The following is a 23140-nucleotide window of genomic DNA, read 5'->3' as shown; positions in this document are numbered from 1 at the left end:
TTACCATGACGGCCATCCCGAATTTCGCAGGTCTTCCGTTCGAGAGATCCTTGTCCGCCGCTTCCACTGACCGAACCGAACCATGGCTGACGCCGGAGGGCATTCCGGTGAAAGGCGTTTATCGCGAAGCCGATCTCGCCGGCCTCGACTTCCTTGAGAGCTGGCCGGGAATTACGCCTTATCTGCGGGGGCCCTACCCCACGATGTATGTCAACCAACCATGGACGATCCGGCAATATGCCGGCTTCTCCACGGCGGAGGATTCCAACGCGTTTTATCGGCGCAATCTCGCGGCCGGACAGAAGGGCCTCTCGGTCGCCTTCGATCTTGCCACCCATCGCGGCTATGACAGCGATCACCCGCGCGTCGGGGGTGACGTCGGCATGGCCGGTGTTGCGATCGATTCCATCTATGACATGCGCACGCTGTTTGCAGGGATTCCGCTCGACCAGATGAGCGTGTCCATGACGATGAACGGCGCGGTGCTGCCAATCCTCGCGCTCTACGTCGCTGCCGCTGAGGAACAGGGCGTACCGCCGGAAAAGCTGTCGGGCACCATTCAGAACGACATTCTGAAAGAGTTCATGGTGCGCAACACCTACATCTATCCGCCGGCGCCCTCGATGCGGATCATCTCGGATATTTTTGCGTACACCTCGCAAAATATGCCGAAATACAATTCGATCTCGATCTCCGGCTATCACATGCAGGAGGCCGGTGCGACGCAAGACCTCGAGCTCGCCTATACGCTCGCCGACGGCGTCGAATATCTGCGCGCCGGTCTTGCCGCAGGTCTCGATGTCGACCGCTTCGCACCGCGCCTGTCGTTCTTCTGGGCGACCGGCATGAACTTCTTCATGGAAGTCGCCAAGATGCGCGCCGCGCGGCTACTCTGGGCGAAGCTGCTCAAGCCCTTCAACCCCGGGGATCCACGCTCGCTGTCGCTGCGCACGCATTGCCAGACATCGGGCTGGTCGCTGACCGCGCAGGACGTCTTCAACAACGTGATGCGCACGACGGTGGAGGCGATGGCGGCAACCCAAGGCCACACCCAATCGCTGCACACCAACGCGCTCGACGAGGCGCTCGCCTTGCCGACCGACTTCTCGGCGCGCATCGCCCGCAACACGCAGCTGTTCCTGCAGCAGGAGAGCGGCACCACCCGCATTATCGATCCCTGGGGCGGCTCGTACTATGTCGAGCGGCTGACGCGCGACCTCGCCGCGAAGGCGTGGGGCCACATCCAGGAGGTCGAGGAGCTCGGCGGCATGGCGAAAGCCATCGAAGCCGGTGTGCCGAAGCTGCGCATCGAGGAAGCCTCGGCCAAGACGCAGGCCCGGATCGATGCCGGCAAGCAGGCGGTGATCGGCGTCAACAAGTACAAGCCATCAGACGAAGCTCCGATCGAGATCCTCAAGGTCGACAACACCAATGTCCGCCGGCTTCAGATCGACAAGCTGACGCTGCTGAAATCCGAGCGCAACCAGAAGGACGTCGATGCCGCGCTCGCCGCGCTGACGCGCTCGGCCGGCGAAGGCAACGGCAATCTGCTGGCGCTCGCCATCGACGCGGCGCGCGCCAAGGCGACCGTCGGCGAAATTTCGGACGCGATGGAAAAAGTGTTCGGCCGGCACCGCGCCGAGATCAAGTCCATCACCGGCGTCTACAAGCGGGAGGCGTCCAGCATGGGTAACCGGGTCGAGAAGGTTCAGGCGCTGATCGACGCTTTCGAGGAGGCCGAGGGCCGCCGCCCGCGCATCCTGGTCGCGAAGATCGGCCAGGATGGCCACGACCGCGGCCAGAAGGTGATCGCTTCGGCGTTTGCCGACATCGGCTTCGACGTCGATATCGGGCCGCTGTTTGCGACCGCCGATGAGGCCGCCCGCCAAGCGGTCGAGAACGACGTCCACATCCTCGGCGTCTCCTCGCTGGCCGCTGCCCATCTCACCGCGGTGCCGGAATTGAAAGCCGCGCTGAAGAAGCAGGGGCGCGACGATATCATGATCATCGTCGGCGGCGTGGTGCCGCCGCAGGATTACGACGCGCTCTACGCGGCCGGCGCTGAAGCGATCTTCCCGCCCGGCACCGTGATCGCGGATGCGGCCGAGGAGCTGATCCGCAAGCTGAATGCCCGGCTCGGGCATAGCGAGGCGGCAAACGATCCGGCCCCCGAGGACTTCTGTGGAAGCAGCCAGCATTCTGGTTCCGCTTCAATCTCGGGCGCCTGAGCAGATGAGTATCGTAACGCCGACTCTTGAATTGATTCGTCAGGAGATAGACTGCATGCGCCTTCAGGTCGGGCGGCATCGCAGAGAGATCGCCCGTCTCAGACATGCTGGAATACGCGTCGATTCCGCCGAAGCGATGGTGGAAAGAATGCTGGCGAAGATCGAAGAATTGTGCCGTCAGCGTAACGAGTTGGCAAAAGCCAGGCCTAATCCTTCGAAAGGCAAAGTCGGTCACCGAAGGTGCTTAGGCGGGCGGGGCGGGCACACCCCATAGTCGGCTGGTAGATACAGCTGAGCGAGCTATTCGGCGTCTCGATGAACCCCACAATCACAGCATCTTGCAGCTCGATGTGTCGTGTGAATGGCTGCTTCGTGGAGAAGGGCGATACAGGCGTTGGAACAGACTGCCGCGTGTCATTAGGTAAAGATCCGAAGAACGGCGCGGCCGTTCGCCGTAACGACCAACGTTTGCGTTGGCCAAAAGGCTGATCACGCGCGGCTGCGCCTGCTGACAGGTCATAGTGCTGCAACGAGTGACAGCATGACCGCTGTACAGCTCGATGGCCCTGTCACTCCTGTCCATGATCCTAGCTCTCGGTGTTGATTGGGGTTCTGGTGTCTTCGTGCGGAGCGTCGTCTGCCGTCTTCTGCTATCTCTCCCATCTAACCGACTGATGTGGACTGCGCATTGACCTGTTCAGTCAAGTTTCGGATAAGGTGGTCCTGCTTGCCAGCGCCGAAGCCGTTGTTTGCTAGAAACTCTCTGACGGAACCGTGCCTTGCGCGCATGTCTTCTAGCGTGTTCGCCAGATAGGACGGAGGCGCGTGGCTCGGGGCGTCGCCCAAGATCTCGGGGGGGACCGCCATCTGGCGATAGAGGTCGCGCAAACGTTGCTCGAATTCGCCGCCAAGGATTTTTTCGCTGGCACCATAGTCTTCAAGTATCTTTTCCGGGGTGAGGCCGACAATTGCGTGCAAAAGCGCGATCACTAGCCCTGTGCGATCCTTGCCGGCGGTACAATGAACCAGCACGGGCTGCTCGCTCGCCTCGGCTAGGATTTCCATGACGTGCACCAGTTGATGAATGTGCTCGTCCATGATCAACCGGTACAGTGCGGCGAGACTAGGAAACTTGCCGAAGTCCCTGTCGAAGAGACGATCCTCGAAAATGGGAACTCGTTCGTACCGCACCGCACTTCGATCGATCAGGTCGGGCGCCCCGTCGGCTTCGCGCGCGTCCCTCAGATCAATGACGGTACGCACGCCGAGGTACGCAAATTCCTCAACGTCGGCGGGACTGAGGGCGTTCAACGCGTCGGATCGGTAGATGCGTCTTTCAAGCAGCCATTTACCATCCACGACCGGATAACCACCAGCGTCGCGTGCGTTGAACGTGCCTTCCTTAAGAATGCGACGGGCGCTGGCTATCGGCTGATGGTAGGAGCGTTCTGCAGTCATCGATCTTCCCGGTTCGGCTTTCGGTGTAAATTTCTGGAGCGGATTCTCGGTTTGCTGGCGCGGACAACCGTCGACGTCGACGATCAGTCAGGTGACTCCGGTCTCGAGGGCCGCGCCTCCCTCAGCGAGCGCGGACACCCGCGCCCGTTGAGGGGCCCTGTCTGTGATGAGCGATATATGCGGCATCCAACCGGTCAAGGATGTCAACGCGCGTTTGGCGAACATGCTGTGATCGGCATTGCGAAGTATCGCGGAATATACCTCGGCAACTCCCGGAATGCCTTCGCTGACGCGATGCTGACCGCCGCGCCATATGATGCGGCTCAGACAGCCTATCTCATAGAGCTCTCTCGGATCGCGCCGGACGGTCTCAGTCGAGATGCCCAAGCGCTTCGGCCAATTGGTTCACCTGCAGGTTCGGATTCGCTTCCAGAACGGACAATATCCGGTCGTGGCGCAGTTCCTTGCACGGCTTGGCTGCTCTCACGGTCGCAATTCCCACTTTGAGTTCCCGACAGCCATAGGTTCGCAAACGAGATCATGACTGACAACCCACTTTATAATGACCAATATGCAACATTTTTTGTTGCACTTCGAAAAAAGGAATGCAAAGGTACGGGCAGATGGAGGTGCGCCTTGTTCGACTATGGTTTCTTCAAGTTCGATTCGAAGGCTGAGCTGCTCGACAAGGCCATCGAGTATTGGAACCCGGGTAAAACCCGGTTCTGGCGAGACGCGGGGATTGATCTCGTGATTGATCGCCGGGAGGGTTACTTCCTCTACGACATGTCCGGGCGGAGGCTCATCGATCTCCACCTCAACGGAGGAACCTACAATTTTGGCCACCGCAATCCGGAGTTGGTTGCCACACTAAAATCGGCGCTCGACTATTTCGACATGGGGAACCACTGGTTCCCTTCCGTTGCGAGGGCGGCGTTCGCCGAAAAGCTCGTCAAGACGGCGCCCGGAATGAAGTACGCCATATTCGGCGCCGGTGGGGCGGAGGCAGTAGAGATCGCGCTGAAGACTGCCCGATATGCCACCAAGCGCCGCAAGATCGTGTCGATCGTCAAGGGCTATCACGGCCACTCCGGCCTGTCAGTGGCCACGGGCGACGAACGCTTCTCCAAGCTGTTCCTCGCTGATCGGCCCGAGGAATTCTCACAGGTCCCGTTCAACGATATCGATGCGCTCGAGCGCGCGCTACGCGACCGCGATGTCGCCGCCTTCATCATCGAGACGATCCCGGCGACCTATGGGTTCCCGCTGCCGGATGACGGGTACCTCAAGGCTTGCCAGGAGATCTGCCACCGATACGGCACTTTGTACATTGCTGATGAAGTCCAGACCGGCCTGATGCGCACGGGCGTCATGTGGGGTTGGCAATCTTACGGCCTCTCCCCCGATATCTTCGTCACCGGCAAGGGCCTGGGCGGCGGGATCTATCCCATATCTGCTTGTGTAGTGACCGAGCAATGCGGTGCCTGGCAGAACGAAGATGGCGCAGCACACATCTCGACGTCAGGCGGTTCTGAACTCGGATGCGTCGTCGGCCATCAGGTTATCGACATGCTCCAGCGGCCGGAACTCGTGGCCAACGTTAATTCCGTCTCCGACTACTTCCAGCGCGCCCTGACCGAGATCATGGCGGCCAGCTCCGACATCTTCGTGGGTATCCGTCAGCGAGGCGTGATCCTGGGGTTGGAATTCGATCACCCCGAAGGTGCCGTCGCCGTCTCCCGCGCGCTCTACGAAAACGGCGTGTGGGCGATCTTCTCCTCGCTCGACAAGCGAGTGCTGCAGTTCAAACCGGGTCTGCTTCTGGATGTGGCGACCTGTCAAGAAATCGTCGAACGGTTCGAAGCCGCCATCCCGCGCGCGCGCAGTCTTCTGCGCAGCCCGCGCCGGGCAGCCTGATCCGGGAAAAGGAAAGCTATGCTATCTCACGATGACGCACCTCGCCTCGCCGTGCCTGACAAGGCAGCGGCAAGAGCGCGGATGAAGATCGACCGGGCTGGATGGGCGGTCCGCGCCTATGCCCGGTACGATCGCGCCTCCGTCATGCAGGTGGCTCACGCCGTCGCCGAAGCGGCGCACCAGGCTGCTCAGACTTACGCCGAATGGGCGGTGCGCGAGACCGGCATGGGCGTGGTCGAGCACAAGCGATTGAAGAACGAGCTTTCGGCCCACCCCCTGGTGGATTTCTATGCCGACACGAACCTCGTCGACCCTCGCATCGACAGCGCGCGCAAGATGATCGAATTGCCGAAACCGGCCGGGATCATTCTGGCGCTGACGCCTGCGACGAATCCGATCTCAACGCTGTACTACAAGGCGATCTTGGCAGTGCTGAGCCGCAATGCAGTGATCTTGAGCCCCCATCCCTTGGCGAAAGAGTGCTGCCGCGATGCCGCCGCGCGCCTGGAAGCGGCAGCCGTTGCTGCGGGCGCGCCAGCCGGCCTGATCCAATGCATAGAAGAACCGTCCGTCCCGCTCGTCCAAACGCTCATGACCTCGCCGAAGGTGCAGGTCATCCTGGCGACCGGTGGTAGCGCCATGGTGCGGGCTGCCTATTCGTCCGGCAATCCGGCAATCGGCGTAGGACCCGGCAATGCTCCGGTCTATGTAGATCCCAGCGCGAACCAGGGTGCCGCTGCCCAGCGGATCGTCGACAGCAAGGCCTTCGACAATTCCGTATTGTGCACCAACGAAAGCGTGCTGATCTCGCTCAACGAGAACAAGCAGCAACTGGAACGCAGTTTGCGCGCCGCCGGGGCGCACATATGCGCGGAAGCCGAAGTCGCCAAGCTGCGTGACTGGCTCTTCCCGCACGGTCATCTGAATACCGCCGCTGTGGGCAAGAGCGCGGTATGGGTAGCGCAGCAGGCCGGGATCCGCGTGGCGCCCTCGACCAAGACGCTTATCGCTCCTGTCGAGCACTTCGGATCCGAAGAGCCGCTGATGAAGGAGAAGCTTTGCCCCGTTCTCGCATCTATTTCGGTTGAGAGCTTCGAACGCGCGGTCAGCGCGGCAAACATGATCGTTCGTGTGACGGGAGCAGGCCACTCCGCAGCCTTTCATGGCGAGAATCCCCAGCGCGCGATGGATTTTGCTTCGGCCCTGCCGGTTTACCGGATTGTCGTCAACGCGCCATGCTCGCAGGGTGCCGCCGGTCTTGCCACCCATCTGGCGCCTTCCTTCATGATCGGGACAGGCTATTTCGGTCGTTCCTCGGTGGGTGAGAACATCGGCCCCCAGCATCTCGTTCATTGGACACGGCTCGCGTGGAATAGCGATGCGGCTGTGCCCTTCGGTGATTTCAGTGCAGTTCGCGTCTTCTCGGTCGGCCCCGAATCTCGCTCCGCGGTCCCCCCGCGGGCGCCGGTGCCGGCGCTTGCGGCCGCGCAGGGCGACGGCATGGATCGCGATCTCCTGCGCCAGCTGATTCTTCAGGAACTCCGTGAGTTGACCAGGGGCCAGTCGTGACAGATCTCCGCGCCTTCATCTTCATTGACCAGCTTCAGCCTCAGACCCTGGCATATACCGCCACCTGGATGCGCGGCACGCTGCCGCGAGCCCGCATGGCCGCGCAAATCATCGAAATCGCGCCGGGCCTCGACATCGAGGCGCTAACGGACACGGTTCTCAAGAGCGCCGAGGTGCGAGCGGGCTTTCTCGTCGTTGAGCGGCAGTTCGGCACGCTGCAATTCCATGCCTATTCGTCCGCCGAAGTACAGGCGGGGGCCGATGCGGCGCTGGCTGCCATGGGCAAGAAACGCGAAGATGCCGAGAGGCCCAAGATCTTCGCCTCGAAGATCGTGACGCGGGTGGACCACCAGCACGCGTTCCTCATGAACCGCAACAAGACCGGCTCGATGGTGCTGGGTGGCGAAAGCATCTATCTGCTGGAATGCCAACCTGCCGCCTATGCGATCCTCGCCTGCAACGAGGCCGAGAAGGAAGCCGATATCAAAGTGATAGACATGCGGATGATCGGCGCCAACGGCCGGCTCTATTTGGCTGGTACCGAAGCCGATGTCCGCAACGCGCGTGAAGCGGCAGAACGGGCGCTGCGTGAGGCAGGGGCGCGCTGATGGCCAACGACCTGCGTGCCCTCATTCGCGAGCTCCTTTCCGAGGAGATTGCCGCGCTGCGCGCCGAGATGCGAGGCGCAGTGCAGGAGGAGCATATCCGCGTCGGGACCGCGGCCGATCTGACCGAGTTCGCACTGTCCGTGGCACGGCGTGCGTCAGACCCAACGTTCGCCGCGGCTCTGCGAGAAGGACGAATGCGATTCGTGCCCGAGCCGTCGCCGCCGCCAAGACACGTCCCGATTGCGCAGCCGGCCAATGCATCATTCACGGGGGCGCCCCCGACACTGGTCACGACTGTTCCCGCGACAGTGCTCGAACTGATGAAGCCGTTGATTACCGAGCGTGACATTGCCGCCGTGGCTGAAGGTGAAACGCGGCTGAGGATTGGCAGGCGGAGCAGACTTACCCCGCTCGCCGGCGACGAGGTCCGCCGCCGGGGCATCAGGATCGAAAGGAGTGCGAAATGATTAGGGCGCGCGTCAGCGGCAGGGTCTGGTCCACGCGCCACATCGGCACCTTGCCGACGGGCGCGCTACTTGAGGTGGAAACAGAAGCCGGCACGAAGCTGATTGCTTTCGACCCGCTCGGCTGCGCCGACGGCGAAGTGGTGCTGGTCACCCAAGGCTCGGTGGCTGCCGCCTTTTTCCCCAAAAAATCCGCGCCGGTCGACGCGCTGATTGTCGGATCTATCGATGAACAAACCTCGAAACCCAAATAAAGGAGTCTCTCTCATGGCAAATCTTGCAATTGGAATGATCGAAACCAAGGGCTACGTGCCCGCGCTCTCCGCCGCCGATGCGATGGTGAAGGCAGCGAATGTCGAGATCATTGCCCGCAACGAGGTCGGTGGCGGCCTGGTTTCGGTGGTGGTGCGTGGCGATGTCGGAGCGGTGAAGGCTGCCACCGAAGCCGGCGCGGAAGCTGCCGGACAGGTAGGAGAGGTGACCGCCGTTCATGTCATCCCGCGTCCGCATCCGGATCTGGGCAAGCATTTCGACGCGGTCAAGGCTTGATAGCGTCCGACGAAAGGACTGAGGTATGACTGAGCTTCGCGTCTACCTTCCCATAGAAGATCTTCAGCCTCAGTTCGCGGCCTATCTTTCCTCGCCTACGAGGGCGAGGGGATATCCGCCCTTTCGTGGGCAGCATTCGTTGATCATCGAGGTCGCGCCTGCATTGGCGATCCATCGTGTCACGGACCTCGCGCTAAAGGCAGCGCCGGGCATGGAGCCCGGTATTCTCTACACCGAACGGCAGTTCGGCCTTCTTGAGCTCCATGCCGACAATATGGGCGCACTGGAAGCTGCCGGCGACGCCATTCTCAAAGGGGTGGACGCCAAGGCCGAGGACCAGCTCGCGCCGGAGATCCTTTACCACGACATTATCGAGGACCTGTCCGACCAGCATGCAATCATACTGAACCGGTCGCGCGATGCGTCGATTCTCGTACCTGGCGTCGCACTGCTGATCTATGAGATGGCGCCGGCCCTCTTTGCATGCGTGGCCGCCAACGAAGCCGAAAAAGCGGCACCGCGCGCAACGATCAACGATGTGCAGATGATGGGCGCTACCGGCCGCATCTTCATGTCTGGGACACACGAAGACATGAGACTCGCCCGAGACACGATTTCACAGAAGCTCGGCGCGATCAAAGGCCGCTCGGCAGTAAAGGGGCGCGCGTAGCACAGTTCACGAAACCGCGCACAGTTCACAAGAACGCGGGCAAATTTGAACATCAGACCATAGGAGAGGAACTATGATTTCGAGTCCATATACAAAGACGGCCGTGGCCGCGTTGGCCTACGTTGCGGCGCTCTGGTTGAACCAGGCGGCCGCCGCGGAAAACGATCCTTCAAAAGTTACAATTGAAGAAGTGCGTGCCGGCGGCAAGAAGGCGTGCGAGAGCGGCAAAAAGTTCAAGATTGCCTTTAGTCATTCAGTGTCCGAGGCGGCGATCGTTAAGCAGGTTCGTCATTTCGCCGACAAGCGCGCGGCTGAACTCGGTTGTGTAACCGTTCTGCATGATAACACCCAAGGAAATAATCTGGAACAACAGATCAATGCTGTGCAGGGATGGATCACACTCGGCGTCGACGCGATCGTGGTAACGCCAATCGATGAAAGCGCCCTCAAACCTTTCCAGAAGCAGGCTCAGGCGCAGCACATCAAATGGCTCACGTATCTCGGCAAGATGGAAGGCTCGGATGGCTTTGTCGGTTTCGACCACGCGCAGTCGGGCCAGATCATTGGCAAGGCTGCCGTCGACTGGGTCAAGGCTCATAAAATCGAGCACCCCAAGGCATTGGTTACTACCCTGACGGGGCTGCCATCGATCGCTCCACGTTGGACGGAAGTAGAAAAACTGTTTGCGCAGGCAGGCATTGAGATTGTCGCGAAACAGGACTCTGCCGACCAAGCGTCAGGTCTGACCATCACCGAGACCGTGCTGAAGCAACATCCGGACCTTAGTATTGTGATTGGTTTGAACGACGACGCAGCAGTCGGAGCCAATCGAGCCGTGACAATCGCCGGCATTTCCCCAGACAAGTTGTTCATAGGTGGTCAGGACGGCTCTATCGAAGGACTGACTGCGGTCAACCAGGGAAAAGCCTACAAGGCCAGTGCGGCTATCCTGATCAACGACCTGGGCGCTAACGTTGTCGACCTGGCTCTCAACGCGATAACTCGCAACGGACCGAGCTTCGCCTACACGCCGACCGTGCTTGCAAGCAAGGCAGACCAGGCATTGCTTGACAAGCTGATCGCCAATTACTCCAAAAACTAGCGCTTCTCCGGTGCGGGCTTTTGCCCGCACCCTTTGACCCAAAAAGCGATGGCCTCTGAGATTGTCAAGATTTCCGGATTGCGCAAGTCCTTTGGCCCGATCGAGGTGCTGAAGGGCGTCGACCTTACGTTTCGGCAAGGCGAAATTCACGCTTTTGTCGGCGCCAACGGGGCCGGTAAATCGACGCTTCTGGGCTGCTTGTCAGGCGCGACGGCCCCCAGTTCGGGCGAGATTGTCCTCAACGGCGAGAGCTTCGGCTGCCTTACGCCGCGTCTTGCGATCCGGAAAGGCGTCGCGATCATTTATCAGCACTTCCAGGTCATCGAAGGGCTCAGCGTTGCCGACAATATCTTTCTCGGCAACGAGATCAGGAAATGGGGAGTCGTCGACCGACGCACCCAGGTGGAACAAGCGCGCCAGTTGCTTTCGCGGTTGAGTTCGTCCATCAACCCAAGCCTCCCACTCGAGAAACTGAGCATAGGCGAACGACAGATCGTCGAAATCGCCAGGGCACTGCATCTGCATCCGAAGGTTCTGATTCTCGACGAGCCGACAGCAGCACTCTCCGGCCGCGAGATGGAGGCCTTGCATGATGTCGTGCGCCAGCTAGCCAGGCAGGAAGGGCTCGCGATCGTCTATGTGACGCACCTTCTCGACGAGATCGCGGAAATCGCGGATTTCGTGACCATTCTGCGCGATGGCGCGGTGGTTTGGACGAAGCCATCCTCCGAAGCGCCGGTCGAAGAGATCGCGCGGGCAATCGCTCCGAGGCTGGCCCGCAGCGCCAGCGGGCGCAACCGGACGGCGGCTGGCGATACGATCGTCAGCCTAAAGGATTATCGGTCGGACTTCACCGGGCCGGTCAATCTCGATCTGCGGAAAGGCGAGGTCGTCGGCCTCTACGGGCTGCTTGGATCGGGTCGAACGGACCTGGTCGAGAGCCTTGTTGGCGCAAGGAAGCGGGTAGGCGGCGTCTATGAGCTCGGCGGCGGTGCCATCCAGATGAACGGTCCCAGCGAAGCGCTCGCCAAGGGCGTGGCACTGGTTGCATCCGACCGCAATCAGCAAAGCCTTTTCGGCGATCTGTCAGCGATGGATAATCTGCTGATGCCACATTATGCCGGCATCGCACGCAAACGGTCGAGCCAGAAGTCGCTGTTCAATCAGGCAACGGAGGCGTTGAATCTCGTGCCGAGGAGGCCCAATCTGGCCGGCAGCAGGTTCAGCGGCGGCAACGCCCAGAAGCTAGTGATGGGCCGGTGGTTGCTACCGGATCTTGGGACAAGAGTCTTGCTGCTCGACGAACCAACCCAGGGCGTCGACATCGGCGCTCGTGAGGATCTTTATCGCCTCCTTTCCCAATTTGCGGCAGGCGGCGGAGCAGTCGTCGTCGCTTCGTCTGATCCGGCCGAAATTGTTGCCGTTTCGGATCGCGTGCTCATTCTGGCTCACGGTCAGCAGATCGCGCTGCTCGATGGTGAAATCCATGAAGACCAGATCGTGCAACTCGCTCATCAGAGTAAGGCCGTGATCGGCGGACCACGCCGGCAAGCCGCAACCATCACGGGGTAGGATCATGTCGCAAGCGAACGACAAGTCGGTGGATAGCACGAATATCGGAGCTTCCTTCACCGCTGCGGCGCTGCCGGCCGCAATCGCGTTCCTTGCTCTCTATTTCTTCTATAAGGCGCCGGTCTTCCTGACCTTAAACAACTGGATCAGCATCTCCGTGCAGATCGCATCACTGATGACGATCTCCATTCCGTTTTCGATTCTGCTCATGGCTGGAAAGGTCGATCTCAGCGTCGGTTCGATGGTTGGGCTGTCAGGCGTAGTCGCCGGCCTCTCTTTCCCCAATCTGGGAATCATCGCAACGGTTGTACTGGTGCTGGCAGTGGGGTTGGCGATCGGGCTGCTCAACGGCTTTCTCGTCGGGGTCCTATCCATGTCGCCGATCATCGTGACACTGGGCGCCCTGACTCTGCTGCGTGGATTGGCGCAATGGCTGTCTCCATCGCCCTTGTTTGACTTTCCCGAGGCCTTCACATTCATCGGTTACGGTCGGCTGCTCGGTCTGCCTATCCTGACTTTAATCATGTTGTCAGTTCTCGCCGTCGGCCTGTTCGTAATGGCGAGAACCCCGCTGGGGCGTCACACAGTCGCTATCGGGGTCAACGAGCGTGCCGCCTATCTCGTGGGCATCCGCGTCAAGTTGACCGTGATGCTGCTTTATGGCGCCGTCGGCATGAGTGCGGCGCTAGCCGGCCTCATGACGATCGCGCGCATCAATTCAGCTCCGTCGGGGACACTCGGGGTGGGGCTCGAACTGAGTGTGCTCACCGCCGTCCTGCTGGGAGGCGTGCCGTTTACGGGGGGCAGGGGATCCCTCCTGCGCGTCGCCTTGGGCGTCTGGCTGCTCGGAATGCTGTCGAACGGCCTCATTCTAATGAACGTTCCCACTGTGGCGAGTTTGATGATCACTGGTCTCGTGCTTGTCCTGGCCGCGGGCCTGGATGTGCTCCGGACACGGCGGGGCTGAGGAGGTGTGATGGTGTTGGACAAAGTATCGAAGCTCTCGTTGGACGAAATGTTGCAGGGCTTCCGAGCCGGCACGATAGATCCGGTCGAGGTAATGGAGCTCACGCTCGACCAGATCGGCCGTGTGAACGGCGAGATCAACGCGCTCTACGAATTGCGGCCCGGTGAAAACCTTGCTGCAGCCAAAGCTGCAGCGCGGCGGTACGGCGAAGGCCGCCCATCCGGTGCTCTGGACGGTGTGCCGGTCACCATCAAGGATTCCGTGCACGCCGTCGGCACGCGCTGGCATCACGGTTCGCGTATCCATGCAGACGGGATACTCGGCACAACTGATGCGCCGCCGACAGAGCGCCTCAAGGCTGCCGGCGCTATCATCGTGGGCAAGGGTAAGATGCCTGACTTCGGTCTCAGCGGATCGGGCGTGAGTTCGTTCCATGGTATCGTGCGTAATCCGTGGGGCCTCGTGTGGAATCCAGGCGGGTCGAGCGCGGGAGCGGGCGCGTCTCTTGCAGCGGGCATTGGCATGATGTCGGTGGGCTCGGACATAGCAGGCTCCGTACGGCTCCCGGCCAGCCATTGCGGATTAGCAGCGTTGAAGCCCACGCAAGGCATGATCGCGCATACGCCGGCTTCGGACATACGGTCGGCCGGACCCATGACCCGGTATGCCGCCGACCTGGAAGCGCATCTGCGTGTTCTGGGCGGGTTGCATCGACACGACCGTTTTTCACTCCCCGTGACGGAACCCAGCGAAAGCTTCGGCAAAGCCCGTGTCGCCGTCTATCAAAGCTTCGGCTTCGGTCCTCCAGTAGAGACGGCGGTGCTGGACGTGCTTAGTCGCGCGGGAGAGGCAATGGCGGGCCTGGTTGCAGAAGTAGCGAGCGCTCCCCCTCCTTATGATTTCGATGCCTACCTGCCGATTGACGACATGTTCAAGATTCGTGGATGGCGTGAACACATCGGTGCGGCCGAGCAGCTGCGTCAGCACACCCCGCGGCAACTGTTCGATTGGTTTGAGGAGGCACGGGACTGGTCGGCCGAACGAGTCGCGCTGTTCGAGGCGGGCGTAGCGCGCGGTGTGGCGCAGACGAATGCCTTATTCGAGGACAGCGATTTTCTGCTGACTCCTGTGATGCCGGTGGTGAACTTCCCGGCCGAGGAAAGGGGCGTGGACCCGGCGATGCCGCTGCGGCACTGCACGTTCACGGCGATGTTCAACCAGTCGGGTCATCCGGCGGTGTCGCTCTGCGGCGGGTTCGACTCCCGTGGCTTGCCGGTGGGGGTGCAGCTCGTCGGGCGCCGATTCGACGATGTTCGGCTTTGCCGGCTCGCCGCGGCGCTGGAATCCGCGCTTTGGCCGGGCGGCCCGCAGGCGCGCGAATGGCCGCTCCAGCCCCGCAAGCCGACGTGACGGAGGTGGTTATGGTCGCTGCAAATCGCCAGGCCCTAGTCCGGGCTCGTGCCGAGGCCCGCCTGGGCGGCTCGTTGGACAGTCTTGAAAGTCCGCTGACCGTGCTGGCCTCGCCGGCCTGGAGAGGAATCGAAGCCGACATCTGGCTTGCACGCCGGAGCGATCAGTCTGAAATCTACAAGCACTATCACACTGACCTCTCGCACTATGTGGATCCGGCGGGGGCCATCGCCGCCGCGAAACGCGCGGGCGACATCGGAGTCGGGCCGCGCGTCTTGCAATCCTGGGACCAGGATGGGCTTTTCGCGATGGAGTACCTGGGGAACGGCTGGCGGGCATGCGGTCTTCACGACAGCGCGAACACCGGCGTTCGTATGGGCATCGTTGCCGCGAAGAAAGCTCTTCAAGCGGCGCCAAAACTATCGCGCGAGGCGGATATCTTCGGCGAGATTCGTGCAGCCTACGCCGCGTGCAGCAGTTACAAGGCAAGCCTGCCGAAGAATATGGCAGCCTTTCTCGGCTTCGCCGACAGGGCAGAGCAGGCGATGTCGCGGCTGAGGGTCGAACGGGTCCCCTGTCACCGCGACGGCAATACCGCAAATACCATGGTCGGTCCGGGAAATACGGTGCGGCTTGTCGACTATGACTTGGCGGCCAACGCCGATCCGTATGAGGACATTGGCTGTCATATTACGGAATTGTTCGATCGCGAGCCGGAGGCACGGGATGGATTTGTCGAGTGGACCGGCTTTTTCGAAGAAGCCCTATTCCAGCGGGCCATGGTCTACGGAATTCTCGACGATCTGCGCTGGGGTCTCGTCGCCTTCGCCATGGCCGCGTCGTCGCCGCGCACGACGCTCGAATTCGCCAAATACGCCTCCTGGCGCATGATGCGTTTCGAGACGACATCGCAAACTTCCATTGCGGGAGATCGCCTGCGTCGCATGGCCTAACGAGAAAGGATGACGAGATGTCCGAGGCCGCGACCTCTACGGGCGGTTCATGCTTGCAAGCGTCACCAAGGTCGTGTTCGCGATGATCAATGAGCACATCGAGCAGATGCCGGGCAACTTCACGGCCAAGGTGTCCGACCAGAACCAGATCGTGGACATGAAGATCATCGGTTTTGAATTCGCGTCGAACAACGGGCGCGCGTACGAAATCGGCGTGTTCCAGAGGGCGATATGACAGACGTAACCCAGGATCTCGTGAAACTGTATGCGGAGTCCGATGCGCTCGGCATTGGTGAGCTCGTACGCAGCAAGCAGGTGAAGGCGTCTGAGATCATAGAGACCGCCATTCATATCATCGAAGACCTCAATCCGAAGCTGAACGCGGTGATCATTGAGACCTTCGACCTCGCGCGCTCCCTGAGTGCGGTTCCGAACAACGGTCTCTTCGCCGGCGTGCCCTATCTTTTGAAGAACTTGGGCACGATGTGGAAGGACACTGCCCTGACCTTCGGCACGCCTTACCTGAAGGATTTCGTCTGCCCGGTAGATTCGGAAATCGTTCGGAAAATGAAGGCTTCCGGCTTGGTCCCGGTGGGGCGCAGCAACACGCCGGAATATGGCTGGTGCATCACCTCGGAGCCGCGTCTCTACGGCCCGACGGTCAATCCGTGGAATCCGGACATCACCCCAGGCGGATCGAGCGGCGGCTCGGCGGCGGCTGTCGCCGCACGGATCGTGCCGATCGCAGACGCCTCCGACGGTGGCGGTTCCATACGCGTGCCGGCGTCGTGCTGCGGTGTTGTCGGGCTGAAGCCCTCGCGTGGACGAATGAGCTATGGTCCTCACGAAGCCGACATGTGGTTCGGCAGCATTTATTTCCTCTGCAATACCCGCACCGTACGTGACACTGCGGCTTATCTGGACGCCGTTTCTGGAAATCTTCCGGGCGACCCATATCACGCGCCGCGACCGGAAAAGAGTTGGCTTGCCGGACTTTCCGATCGCCCGCGCAAGCTGAATATCGGCTATACCCTACGTGCGCCCTGGGGCGAGCCCTTCGCGCCCGCGGTCAAGGCCGCCGTCGAGAACGCCGTGAAGCTATTCGAGAGCCTGGGGCATACGGTCGAGGAATACGACGTCAAGACTGATATCGAGGCGGCTTGGTGGCCTTATAACGATATCATCGCGATCGAGACCTTTACCGAGTTCACGCAACACGCGAAATTCGTCGGGCATCCGCCGCGGGAGGAAGACCTGGAGCCCTTCAACTGGTCAATGCTCGAATATGCCAAAACCCTTTCGGCGGCAGAATATTCGGCGAGCATCGGTGCGGTTCGTAAGGCGGGGCAGTCCATCGCTGCCGAACTTGCGGCCTTCGATGTCTTCGTCAGCCCGACGCTGACCCAGCCGCCGCGCCCTGTCGGCTATTGGTCGATGACCGATGGAAACCGTGAGCGCTACCTAGATCGCTGGTCCGACGCGGCGTACATGTTCTCGCACAACATTTCCGGCCTGCCGGCCATGTCGCTTCCGCTTTCCCTGGGCGATGGCGATACGCCGATCGGTATCCAGATCGTCGGTCGCCACGGTGACGAGGCGACCCTATTGCGGCTTGCCGCCCAAGCGGAGGAAGTCGAGCCATGGATCGGCCGCAAGCCGGCCGTCTGCGCAATCTGACGCCCTGGGCCCGGAGTTTAGGCAACGGTTCCGGTCGAAATATGCCGGCGCCTCTGCTCCACAGGAGGCGATCGTCGTCCCCACTTCCTGGCAATGCGCATCCGATCTTCGCCGGGGTGAATATTCACTGGGCGGTTTCAAAAATGAAGTGCAACACGTTAATTTTCGCGACCGGCGAGGCTGTAGATTTGCCTCGCCTGTCTGGCATTGTTTCATGATCGGCGCTGCCGTCAAGGGCGACCCGCAAGAGCGGGGCGCAAGAGCGCACCCTTGACCGCAGCGCCGATCATGAAGGATTGCCTGCCATGCGGAGACAGGGAGCAAAGAGCTTCTGCTTTTCAGGCGGCCGCACGCTCCAGTTTAGCGCACTCAGCTGCGAACACCTCCATCGGCGTTTGAAAGCCGAGACAGGCTCTCGGTCGCGTGTTGAGGCTTTCGGCAATCGCGTTGAGATCCTTCTGGGCGTAGATCGACAGGTCGCATCCCTTGGGCAGATATTGGCGAACCAAGCCATTCATGTTCTCGTTGGACGGACGTTGCCACGGCGAATGCGGATCGCAGAAGTACACCTTCAGTTTCAAGGCCTTGGAAAGTTCATCGTGGCGCGCCATCTCCTTGCCCTGGTCATAGGCCAGGCTTTTGCGCATGGCCGTCGGCACTTTGCCAAGCTCGCGCCTGAAGCCGATCAGCGCGGCACGTGACGAGCAGTCCTTCATCTTGACCAGAATCGTGAAGCGGCTTTTGCGCTCGATGAGTGTCCCGATCGCAGAAGCGTTGCCGGCTCCTTTGATCAGATCGCCTTCCCAGTCTCCTGGAAATGCGCGGCCCAACACGTCGGCTGGTCTCTCGTGGATAGAGATCATCCCGATCATGCCGCCGCGCTTGTCCGTGCGGCGGCGCAAAGGCAGTCGTTGACTGTGATGTTGGCGCAGATAGCTGACAAGTTCTTTGCGAATTTGACCGCGAGGCAACACGTAGATCGCCCGATAAATCGTCTCGTGAGAAACTGTCGGCAACCGAGGACCCTGCTGCTGTTCGTCGTCACGCTGCCGGCGGAGCTTGCCGGAAATCTGCTGAGGTGACCAGCCGCGTCGGATATGCGCAAACACCCAGGCTCGCAACGCCGAGCCTTCTCGCAGCTTCACCATGCCATGCCGACGGCGCCACCGACGCGCATATCCTGCAATGCAGGCATCGTACTCTTCGCTATCCTCGCTATTGCGCGAAATCTCCCGCGATAGCGTCGAAGGGGCTCGACCTAGACTCCGAGCGATCGAACGGAGGCTCTCGCCATTCAGCATCCGGCTATGAAGATCGTTGTGCTCTGTCGCGCTCAACTGGCTGTAGTGACGCCCCATGCTCACCCTCGATATATGTATGGGGGTGTTGCACTTCAAATTGGAATCCGCCCTGTGTGTCTTCGGCAATGCGCATGAAAGGGCCTAGTCTCGAGAGATATTGATCACCGAGAAGCCGGGGCTGCTCACGTTCGAGGCGAACAGACGTCGGGGTCTGCGGATTCTTCGTATCGAGCTCTGCCGAGCAATTCTCCGCTACCTGGCGCAAGGGCCTGATATTGCGATCTTTTGGATCGCATAACATAGATTACGGAATATATTCCTATATCCCGAAAGCCGAAACTACTGGAGCAACCTCCAATCGGCGTTTCTTACGACGCGCTCGCTTGCATTCGCCGTACAGCGTCGCGTTGGCGCCGCTTTCGTTCCCGGTTGCGCCGAACTGGTGCTATCGAAGGCTTCGGTGACAGAGTCATGTCCGGCGTCGGCTGCTCGACCGTACGGACGGCAGGCAGCTCAGTTGCTTGAGCTGGCGCGGGACGGGCCTCCATGATCTCGAGAACCGAGCGTCCCTTGTCGGTGACCCGCCAGCCGCCGTTCATCCGCTCGACGAGACCTTGGGAGAAGATATCCAGGTCAGGCACGCGGGCCGCCAATCGCTTCGTGCGTTCGGCCCAGTCCCGTCCGCTGGTCGCCAGAATCGCCATATCGCGCTTGAGGTCCGCCATGGCGGCGAACCCGTCTGGATAGCTGACCAGCACCTTGAGAACCGTCACCTGGAAGTTCACTGCCCCCACCCTACCCGGCTTCCGCGAACTTACTTCCTCGACATCTTAGAAGTATCGGTGGACATCTGTCGACTCACGAGATGCATCTGCCGGTTTTCGTTGGGCGTATGTGGTGAAAAGGTCCTTGTTGGGCATGACATCCGTCTCGAACGAGCCGGTCGGAGCTGAGGACGCGTCAGGACATTCTCCGAACGTTACGTTCCGGCGTGTGCTTGAATGCGTCGGCGTGGCAGCTTCGACCGATCCCAGGTTGCCGGATGGCGGCCGTTGCAGCGGTGATGGGTGAAATGGGTCGGGAGTTCGACGGCGGCTACGCGGAGAATTCGTTATTGCCGAACTCGCTGCTGATGCCAGTCATCACCACGTTAACTTGGGACGTCTTGGCCGCACTGCTTGAATCGTACTAGGGCTCGCTGGACGCGTTGGGGCTCGTTCCCGGTGGCCAAGAGCGGTTGCTGATCCGTGGCGGGACGTCTCCAATCGGTATGGCGGCGGCGTCGATCGCGTCCGGCCCTCGCCTGCGGCTGGCGTCGACTACGTGCTCGTTGACGCTGGTGGACCGGTGACGGCGAGCATGCACTCAGTCTGGCACGAGGGTCCGGACTATGTCCTGGATCTCGTCGGGGCGCACGCGACGGTAGACTCGCTGCTTCTGGTCCGTCGTGGCGGGGGCCGTGTGCGTGACGGCCTCGCTCAGCGGGTGGCTGATTCCTGACTTCGAACCGATAGCGATGATTCCGAAGAGCGACTGCGGAGAACTGGCGCCAGCGGATATGCCGTCGGGCCTTGTCGCAGACGTGCGCGCCACGGCGATGAAGATGGGCATTACTGCTTCGCCGTGGCCCTATGAGGCCGCGGCCCGTAGCGCACTCCGATTGGCGAAATCTGCGCTGGCCTGCGATCTGCACTGTGCTTCCGTGACCCACACGGCGGCCGGAGGCGAGGCCCGGCAATGGAGGCAAACCCAATCGGACCTCGCAGCCGCCGATCCCGGAGGAGGATCAAGGTGGAGAATCGCATAGAAGGCGTGCGGTTTTTCGTCCCAAATGTGGATCATCTCGCCGGAAAGCACCATTCGGGGTCGGTCGGTTCGCGACAATGCGGCCGAAGCTGACCGAGCAGAAATGCGGCGGATCATGACCATCAACGCCGCTGGTCGTTGTGGTTGCAATGTTAGCGTCCCTCTAAAGGCAGCACGAGCGCTTGGTCTCACTGTGGTGCCCACGTTGCTTGCCCGCGCCGACGAGGTGATCGAGTAGCGGTTCTCCCTCTCATTGCGGTGCACGAGTCCGGTTGTGGCCGTTGCCGACATTCGCTCAGCGCGCCGACACGTCCGCTGCCGAGACGTGAGCTGACGACGATCATATGGCTATTGGGGGCAGCCTTTGACCGCAACGGACATGCTGATCCGCTGAAGACTACGAGGCTGTGCAAGTTGTTGGCGCATTTCGCCCGTGCTAGGATTTTGGTCTTTCAGTTTTGAATAGTGGAGGTCGTGATGAAATTGGTTTCTGCCTTTACTGGAGCCCTGTTAGCTTCGCTGATTTGCGGAAGTGCTGAAGCGCAAATCGCGCGCGAAGCATTCTATTCAATTCCCTCAGAAACAGTGTCAGCTGCTGATTTTCTGATGGGCAAGAAAGGAACGCCCGTCGCTCTCGCAGGGCAACTGCGGTTTGCGAAAAGCGGTCCTGCTAAACAACCACTCGTCATTCTGCTGCATTCGGCGAGTGGCCCTATTACAGATGGCGCGCCCTACGAGGAATGGCCGCGAGTCCTCAACGAAATAGGGATCGCCACTTTCGCGGTCGACAGCTATGCCGGTCGCGGACTAGTCAATTATCCGAGCGATGCAGGCAAGATCTCCTTTCTGACCCGGATTATCGATGCTTACACGGCGCTTGATGTAGCCGCAAAGGATCCGCGGATCGACACGTCGAGGATCGCCGTGATGGGCTTCTCTCAGGGCGCCTCCGCCGCTCTCTATTCTGATATGGCCAGATTCCAGAAAATGTACGGCAGCCCAGACCTTCATTTCGCAGCGCACATTTCCGCCTACGCGGTATGCAATACGCGTTTTCAAGACGAGGAAAACGTAACGGCGCCGATCCTCATGTTGCACGGAGCAGCGGACGATCTTACGCCCATAGCGCCATGTCGCGACTATGCGGAGAGACTATCCAAGGCTGGCAAGAGCGTGCGTATCATCGAATACCCGGACGCCTACCACCAATTCGACGCCCCTATGTATCGGACCGCGGTCAAGTTTGAGCAAGCGCCTAACTCGGTTAGACAGTGCCGCCTTGAAGAAGGCGAGAATGGCGCAATTCTAAACGTGGAGACAAAGAAGCCACTAGGCCCAAGCGATTCTTGTTATAAAAAAGGATTTACGGGTGGCTACTACCAAGAAGCTGCCGCGAACAAATCCCACGATGATGTCAAAGCGTTTCTAAAGGAGCTCTTTCACTTCCAGTAACCCATTGGACCCCCGGCCTTCATGGGCAGGCCGGGGGTCTCTACCGGACCGGGACACCACGCACCGAATCCAGCAGCATTCTTAGCCGCCCGCAAGCGCCTTCAGCTTCTCGGGTACCTTTTCCGCTGGCGAAAGCCTCATGCTGCGCGACAGGGCACCATAGCGCACACCGAGCTTGGTACCTGCGTCCATGACATACTCAGGGGCAGTGGCAGCAGCCTGATGTTGCGCGTGGTCCTGTGGCGCGAACTTCGCGGCAGCATGTTGGCGGAGCATGCCTTGAGCCTTTGCGGATAACCCAGAGAGGAACGGCTGGGCGTGCAGCACGCTGGCGACGTTGGCGCGGTCGCCATCGCTGATCGCCTGGAAGATAAACGCGTTTCGCTTCTCCTCCGGCAGCGCCTTCACATAGGTGCGCACCTCGCTGGTATGCGATAGCCCTTCCGGCGTTTTCCGCTTCGGGTCTTCCAGCGCTGTCGCACTGCCAGCACCGTCATGCAGCCTCGCAGCTGCTTCACCTTGCTATCGATCAGCGGCGCCATCCGCTTCCATGCTGCTTCCGTAGCAGCGGCGAATTCCTTGGTGTTCTCCACCACAACAGTCGGCCTACCGTTCACAAGCCGGGTCTGGCCCATCAGCGAAGTCGCGGCACAAAGCACAAGGTCCGCTTAGCGGGGCAGAGCGGATTTGCTGAGTCTGAGGTCTTCGCATTGTGCCCGGGGCAAACGCGCTTGACGGTGAGCCCGTACGTGCGACATTGCCCCCGTTATGGATTGATCGTGGTCTGCATGTTGCGGACTGGTGATGCTTGGAGTGAACGTCGTATCACTTGAGGCCTTTGGAACGCAGGCGCCTCCGACAAACGCTGGGAACCAAATGGCAGGAGTCAAGTTGATTCTCCCGGATGACGCCGCGACAACGTGGCGCCGACACAAGGCCTCAGCTTGGCGCCAGCCCCGGAGCTGAGGTCTTTTTGTTGTCGCCTGTGTACATTTTTGTACAAAGCACCGGAACGTAATCCGGGTTCCTGGCTCATCTCAGGGGGACTTCGATGGGATGATAAGACGTGCCGCGCTACACCTCCTTTGCCCGAGAGGCCGCAGCAACGCTACTGCGCATGGCAAAAACAACAAAGGACCCGCAGGTTGCGTCCGGGTTGATCCAGCGTGCAGCCGATCTGAAGGACGGGACAGGCGAACTGCCCGCGATTGATGTTGAGGCGGTCGCTGAAGAACCAAAGAAGCCTTCTAACGAAGAACTGAGGTCGCCGCCCCTCCGCGCTGGAAGGCGTCTTTCATCGAACCACCATCCGTTCACCAATGTCCCCACGCGGCATACTTTCGGCTCGTCCAGTCACGCTCTTCTCGCCAAGCCTCAAAATCTGCCTCGCGGCGCCGCGACACGAAGAACGCCCATGCAGCCGTGAACGCGGCGCGT

General features: G+C 60.6%; 22 protein-coding genes. 18 read left to right on the top strand and 4 right to left on the bottom strand.

The window, feature by feature from the left end; genetic code table 11:
• Positions 1-5 precede the first annotated feature (5 nt).
• Complete coding sequence (gene scpA / locus JJE66_RS34560) at positions 6-2228, top strand: methylmalonyl-CoA mutase (protein WP_246756779.1); 2223 nt, start codon at positions 6-8, stop codon at positions 2226-2228.
• 663 nt (positions 2229-2891) lie between these two features.
• Here scpA and JJE66_RS34555 read toward each other — a convergent pair.
• The gene (locus JJE66_RS34555; RefSeq protein ID WP_200520266.1) at positions 2892-3686 is read right to left on the bottom strand and encodes a tyrosine-protein phosphatase; all 795 of its coding nucleotides are present in this window, start codon (positions 3684-3686) and stop codon (positions 2892-2894) included.
• 636 nt (positions 3687-4322) lie between these two features.
• On the opposite strand from JJE66_RS34555, the gene JJE66_RS34550 reads away from it, so the two are divergent.
• The 14 genes from JJE66_RS34550 to JJE66_RS34485 all read left to right on the top strand — a co-directional run bounded on the left by JJE66_RS34550 (position 4323) and on the right by JJE66_RS34485 (position 17144).
• Positions 4323-5603, top strand: coding sequence for an aspartate aminotransferase family protein (locus JJE66_RS34550; RefSeq protein ID WP_200520265.1), 1281 nt, complete (start codon positions 4323-4325; stop codon positions 5601-5603).
• A gap of 18 nt (positions 5604-5621) precedes the next feature.
• A complete protein-coding gene (locus JJE66_RS34545) occupies positions 5622-7172 on the top strand; it encodes an aldehyde dehydrogenase family protein (protein WP_283818551.1) in 1551 nt (516 codons plus the stop codon).
• Positions 7173-7267: 95 nt separating this feature from the next.
• A complete protein-coding gene (locus JJE66_RS34540) occupies positions 7268-7780 on the top strand; it encodes a BMC domain-containing protein (RefSeq protein ID WP_200520263.1) in 513 nt (170 codons plus the stop codon).
• A complete protein-coding gene (locus tag JJE66_RS34535) occupies positions 7780-8247 on the top strand; it encodes a hypothetical protein (protein WP_200520262.1) in 468 nt (155 codons plus the stop codon). The genes JJE66_RS34540 and JJE66_RS34535 overlap by 1 nt, the downstream gene beginning before the upstream one ends.
• Positions 8244-8498 carry a EutN/CcmL family microcompartment protein gene (locus JJE66_RS34530; RefSeq protein ID WP_200520261.1) on the top strand — a complete coding sequence of 85 codons (255 nt, stop codon included), beginning with the start codon at positions 8244-8246 and terminating at the stop codon, positions 8496-8498. Before JJE66_RS34535 ends, JJE66_RS34530 begins: the two co-directional genes overlap by 4 nt.
• A 13-nt stretch (positions 8499-8511) precedes the next feature.
• Positions 8512-8793, top strand: coding sequence for a BMC domain-containing protein (locus JJE66_RS34525; protein WP_057029833.1), 282 nt, complete (start codon positions 8512-8514; stop codon positions 8791-8793).
• Positions 8794-8818: 25 nt separating this feature from the next.
• Positions 8819-9463: a hypothetical protein gene (locus JJE66_RS34520; RefSeq protein ID WP_200520260.1), complete on the top strand. Its 645-nt coding sequence runs from the start codon at positions 8819-8821 to the stop codon at positions 9461-9463.
• A 73-nt stretch (positions 9464-9536) separates the two neighbouring features.
• A complete protein-coding gene (locus tag JJE66_RS34515) occupies positions 9537-10565 on the top strand; it encodes a sugar ABC transporter substrate-binding protein (RefSeq protein WP_200520259.1) in 1029 nt (342 codons plus the stop codon).
• A 48-nt stretch (positions 10566-10613) separates the two neighbouring features.
• Positions 10614-12137: a sugar ABC transporter ATP-binding protein gene (locus JJE66_RS34510; protein WP_200520258.1), complete on the top strand. Its 1524-nt coding sequence runs from the start codon at positions 10614-10616 to the stop codon at positions 12135-12137.
• Between the two features lie 4 nt (positions 12138-12141).
• A complete protein-coding gene (locus JJE66_RS34505; RefSeq protein WP_200520257.1) occupies positions 12142-13104 on the top strand; it encodes an ABC transporter permease in 963 nt (320 codons plus the stop codon).
• 9 nt (positions 13105-13113) lie between these two features.
• A complete protein-coding gene (locus JJE66_RS34500; protein WP_200520256.1) occupies positions 13114-14514 on the top strand; it encodes an amidase family protein in 1401 nt (466 codons plus the stop codon).
• Between the two features lie 11 nt (positions 14515-14525).
• Entirely contained in the window at positions 14526-15467 is a 942-nt protein-coding gene (locus JJE66_RS34495) for a phosphotransferase family protein (protein ID WP_200520255.1), read from the top strand.
• 49 nt (positions 15468-15516) lie between these two features.
• A complete protein-coding gene (locus tag JJE66_RS34490) occupies positions 15517-15702 on the top strand; it encodes a hypothetical protein (protein WP_200520254.1) in 186 nt (61 codons plus the stop codon).
• Positions 15699-17144 (top strand): amidase, encoded by a 1446-nt coding sequence (locus JJE66_RS34485; protein WP_200520253.1) that lies wholly within the window; start codon positions 15699-15701, stop codon positions 17142-17144. The genes JJE66_RS34490 and JJE66_RS34485 overlap by 4 nt, the downstream gene beginning before the upstream one ends.
• A 338-nt stretch (positions 17145-17482) precedes the next feature.
• On the opposite strand, the gene JJE66_RS34480 is transcribed toward JJE66_RS34485, so the two are convergent.
• Both JJE66_RS34480 and JJE66_RS34475 read right to left on the bottom strand, forming a co-directional pair.
• The gene (locus JJE66_RS34480; protein ID WP_283818550.1) at positions 17483-18502 is read right to left on the bottom strand and encodes an IS30 family transposase; all 1020 of its coding nucleotides are present in this window, start codon (positions 18500-18502) and stop codon (positions 17483-17485) included.
• A 311-nt stretch (positions 18503-18813) separates the two neighbouring features.
• Complete coding sequence (locus JJE66_RS34475; RefSeq protein ID WP_200520252.1) at positions 18814-19230, bottom strand: hypothetical protein; 417 nt, start codon at positions 19228-19230, stop codon at positions 18814-18816.
• Positions 19231-19487: 257 nt separating this feature from the next.
• Here JJE66_RS34475 and JJE66_RS34470 point away from each other — a divergent pair, with 257 nt between their 5' ends.
• Both JJE66_RS34470 and JJE66_RS34465 read left to right on the top strand, forming a co-directional pair.
• Positions 19488-19637, top strand: a complete 150-nt coding sequence (locus JJE66_RS34470) for a hypothetical protein (RefSeq protein ID WP_200520251.1) — start codon at positions 19488-19490, stop codon at positions 19635-19637.
• A 1091-nt stretch (positions 19638-20728) separates the two neighbouring features.
• On the top strand, positions 20729-21703 hold the full coding sequence (locus JJE66_RS34465) for a dienelactone hydrolase family protein (protein ID WP_200520250.1): 975 nt from the start codon (positions 20729-20731) through the stop codon (positions 21701-21703).
• Positions 21704-21784: 81 nt separating this feature from the next.
• Here the strand turns inward: JJE66_RS34465 and JJE66_RS34460 are convergent, their stop codons facing one another.
• The gene (locus tag JJE66_RS34460; RefSeq protein WP_200520249.1) at positions 21785-22123 is read right to left on the bottom strand and encodes a hypothetical protein; all 339 of its coding nucleotides are present in this window, start codon (positions 22121-22123) and stop codon (positions 21785-21787) included.
• A gap of 646 nt (positions 22124-22769) precedes the next feature.
• Here JJE66_RS34460 and JJE66_RS34455 point away from each other — a divergent pair.
• Positions 22770-23129: a hypothetical protein gene (locus JJE66_RS34455; RefSeq protein ID WP_200520404.1), complete on the top strand. Its 360-nt coding sequence runs from the start codon at positions 22770-22772 to the stop codon at positions 23127-23129.
• Positions 23130-23140 lie beyond the last annotated feature (11 nt).

Origin of the sequence: Bradyrhizobium diazoefficiens, assembly GCF_016612535.1 — a bacterium.
GTDB lineage: Bacteria > Pseudomonadota > Alphaproteobacteria > Rhizobiales > Xanthobacteraceae > Bradyrhizobium > Bradyrhizobium diazoefficiens_C.
This window is presented reverse-complemented; position numbering and strand designations above follow the sequence as displayed.

Excerpts from the sequence above, each read along its gene's own strand:
- JJE66_RS34485 (WP_200520253.1), top strand. The coding sequence starts at position 15,699 with ATGACAGACGTAACCCAGGATCTCGTGAAACTGTATGCGGAGTCCGAT.
- JJE66_RS34470 (WP_200520251.1), top strand. The coding sequence starts at position 19,488 with ATGGCGGCCGTTGCAGCGGTGATGGGTGAAATGGGTCGGGAGTTCGAC.
- JJE66_RS34510 (WP_200520258.1), top strand. The coding sequence starts at position 10,614 with ATGGCCTCTGAGATTGTCAAGATTTCCGGATTGCGCAAGTCCTTTGGC.
- JJE66_RS34490 (WP_200520254.1), top strand. The coding sequence starts at position 15,517 with ATGCTTGCAAGCGTCACCAAGGTCGTGTTCGCGATGATCAATGAGCAC.
- JJE66_RS34500 (WP_200520256.1), top strand. The coding sequence starts at position 13,114 with ATGGTGTTGGACAAAGTATCGAAGCTCTCGTTGGACGAAATGTTGCAG.
- scpA (WP_246756779.1), top strand. The coding sequence starts at position 6 with ATGACGGCCATCCCGAATTTCGCAGGTCTTCCGTTCGAGAGATCCTTG.
- JJE66_RS34555 (WP_200520266.1), bottom strand. The coding sequence starts at position 3,686 with ATGACTGCAGAACGCTCCTACCATCAGCCGATAGCCAGCGCCCGTCGC.
- JJE66_RS34505 (WP_200520257.1), top strand. The coding sequence starts at position 12,142 with ATGTCGCAAGCGAACGACAAGTCGGTGGATAGCACGAATATCGGAGCT.
- JJE66_RS34545 (WP_283818551.1), top strand. The coding sequence starts at position 5,622 with ATGCTATCTCACGATGACGCACCTCGCCTCGCCGTGCCTGACAAGGCA.
- JJE66_RS34540 (WP_200520263.1), top strand. The coding sequence starts at position 7,268 with ATGGCCGCGCAAATCATCGAAATCGCGCCGGGCCTCGACATCGAGGCG.
- JJE66_RS34530 (WP_200520261.1), top strand. The coding sequence starts at position 8,244 with ATGATTAGGGCGCGCGTCAGCGGCAGGGTCTGGTCCACGCGCCACATC.
- JJE66_RS34515 (WP_200520259.1), top strand. The coding sequence starts at position 9,537 with ATGATTTCGAGTCCATATACAAAGACGGCCGTGGCCGCGTTGGCCTAC.
- JJE66_RS34495 (WP_200520255.1), top strand. The coding sequence starts at position 14,526 with ATGGTCGCTGCAAATCGCCAGGCCCTAGTCCGGGCTCGTGCCGAGGCC.
- JJE66_RS34535 (WP_200520262.1), top strand. The coding sequence starts at position 7,780 with ATGGCCAACGACCTGCGTGCCCTCATTCGCGAGCTCCTTTCCGAGGAG.
- JJE66_RS34520 (WP_200520260.1), top strand. The coding sequence starts at position 8,819 with ATGACTGAGCTTCGCGTCTACCTTCCCATAGAAGATCTTCAGCCTCAG.
- JJE66_RS34465 (WP_200520250.1), top strand. The coding sequence starts at position 20,729 with ATGAAATTGGTTTCTGCCTTTACTGGAGCCCTGTTAGCTTCGCTGATT.
- JJE66_RS34480 (WP_283818550.1), bottom strand. The coding sequence starts at position 18,502 with ATGGGGCGTCACTACAGCCAGTTGAGCGCGACAGAGCACAACGATCTT.
- JJE66_RS34525 (WP_057029833.1), top strand. The coding sequence starts at position 8,512 with ATGGCAAATCTTGCAATTGGAATGATCGAAACCAAGGGCTACGTGCCC.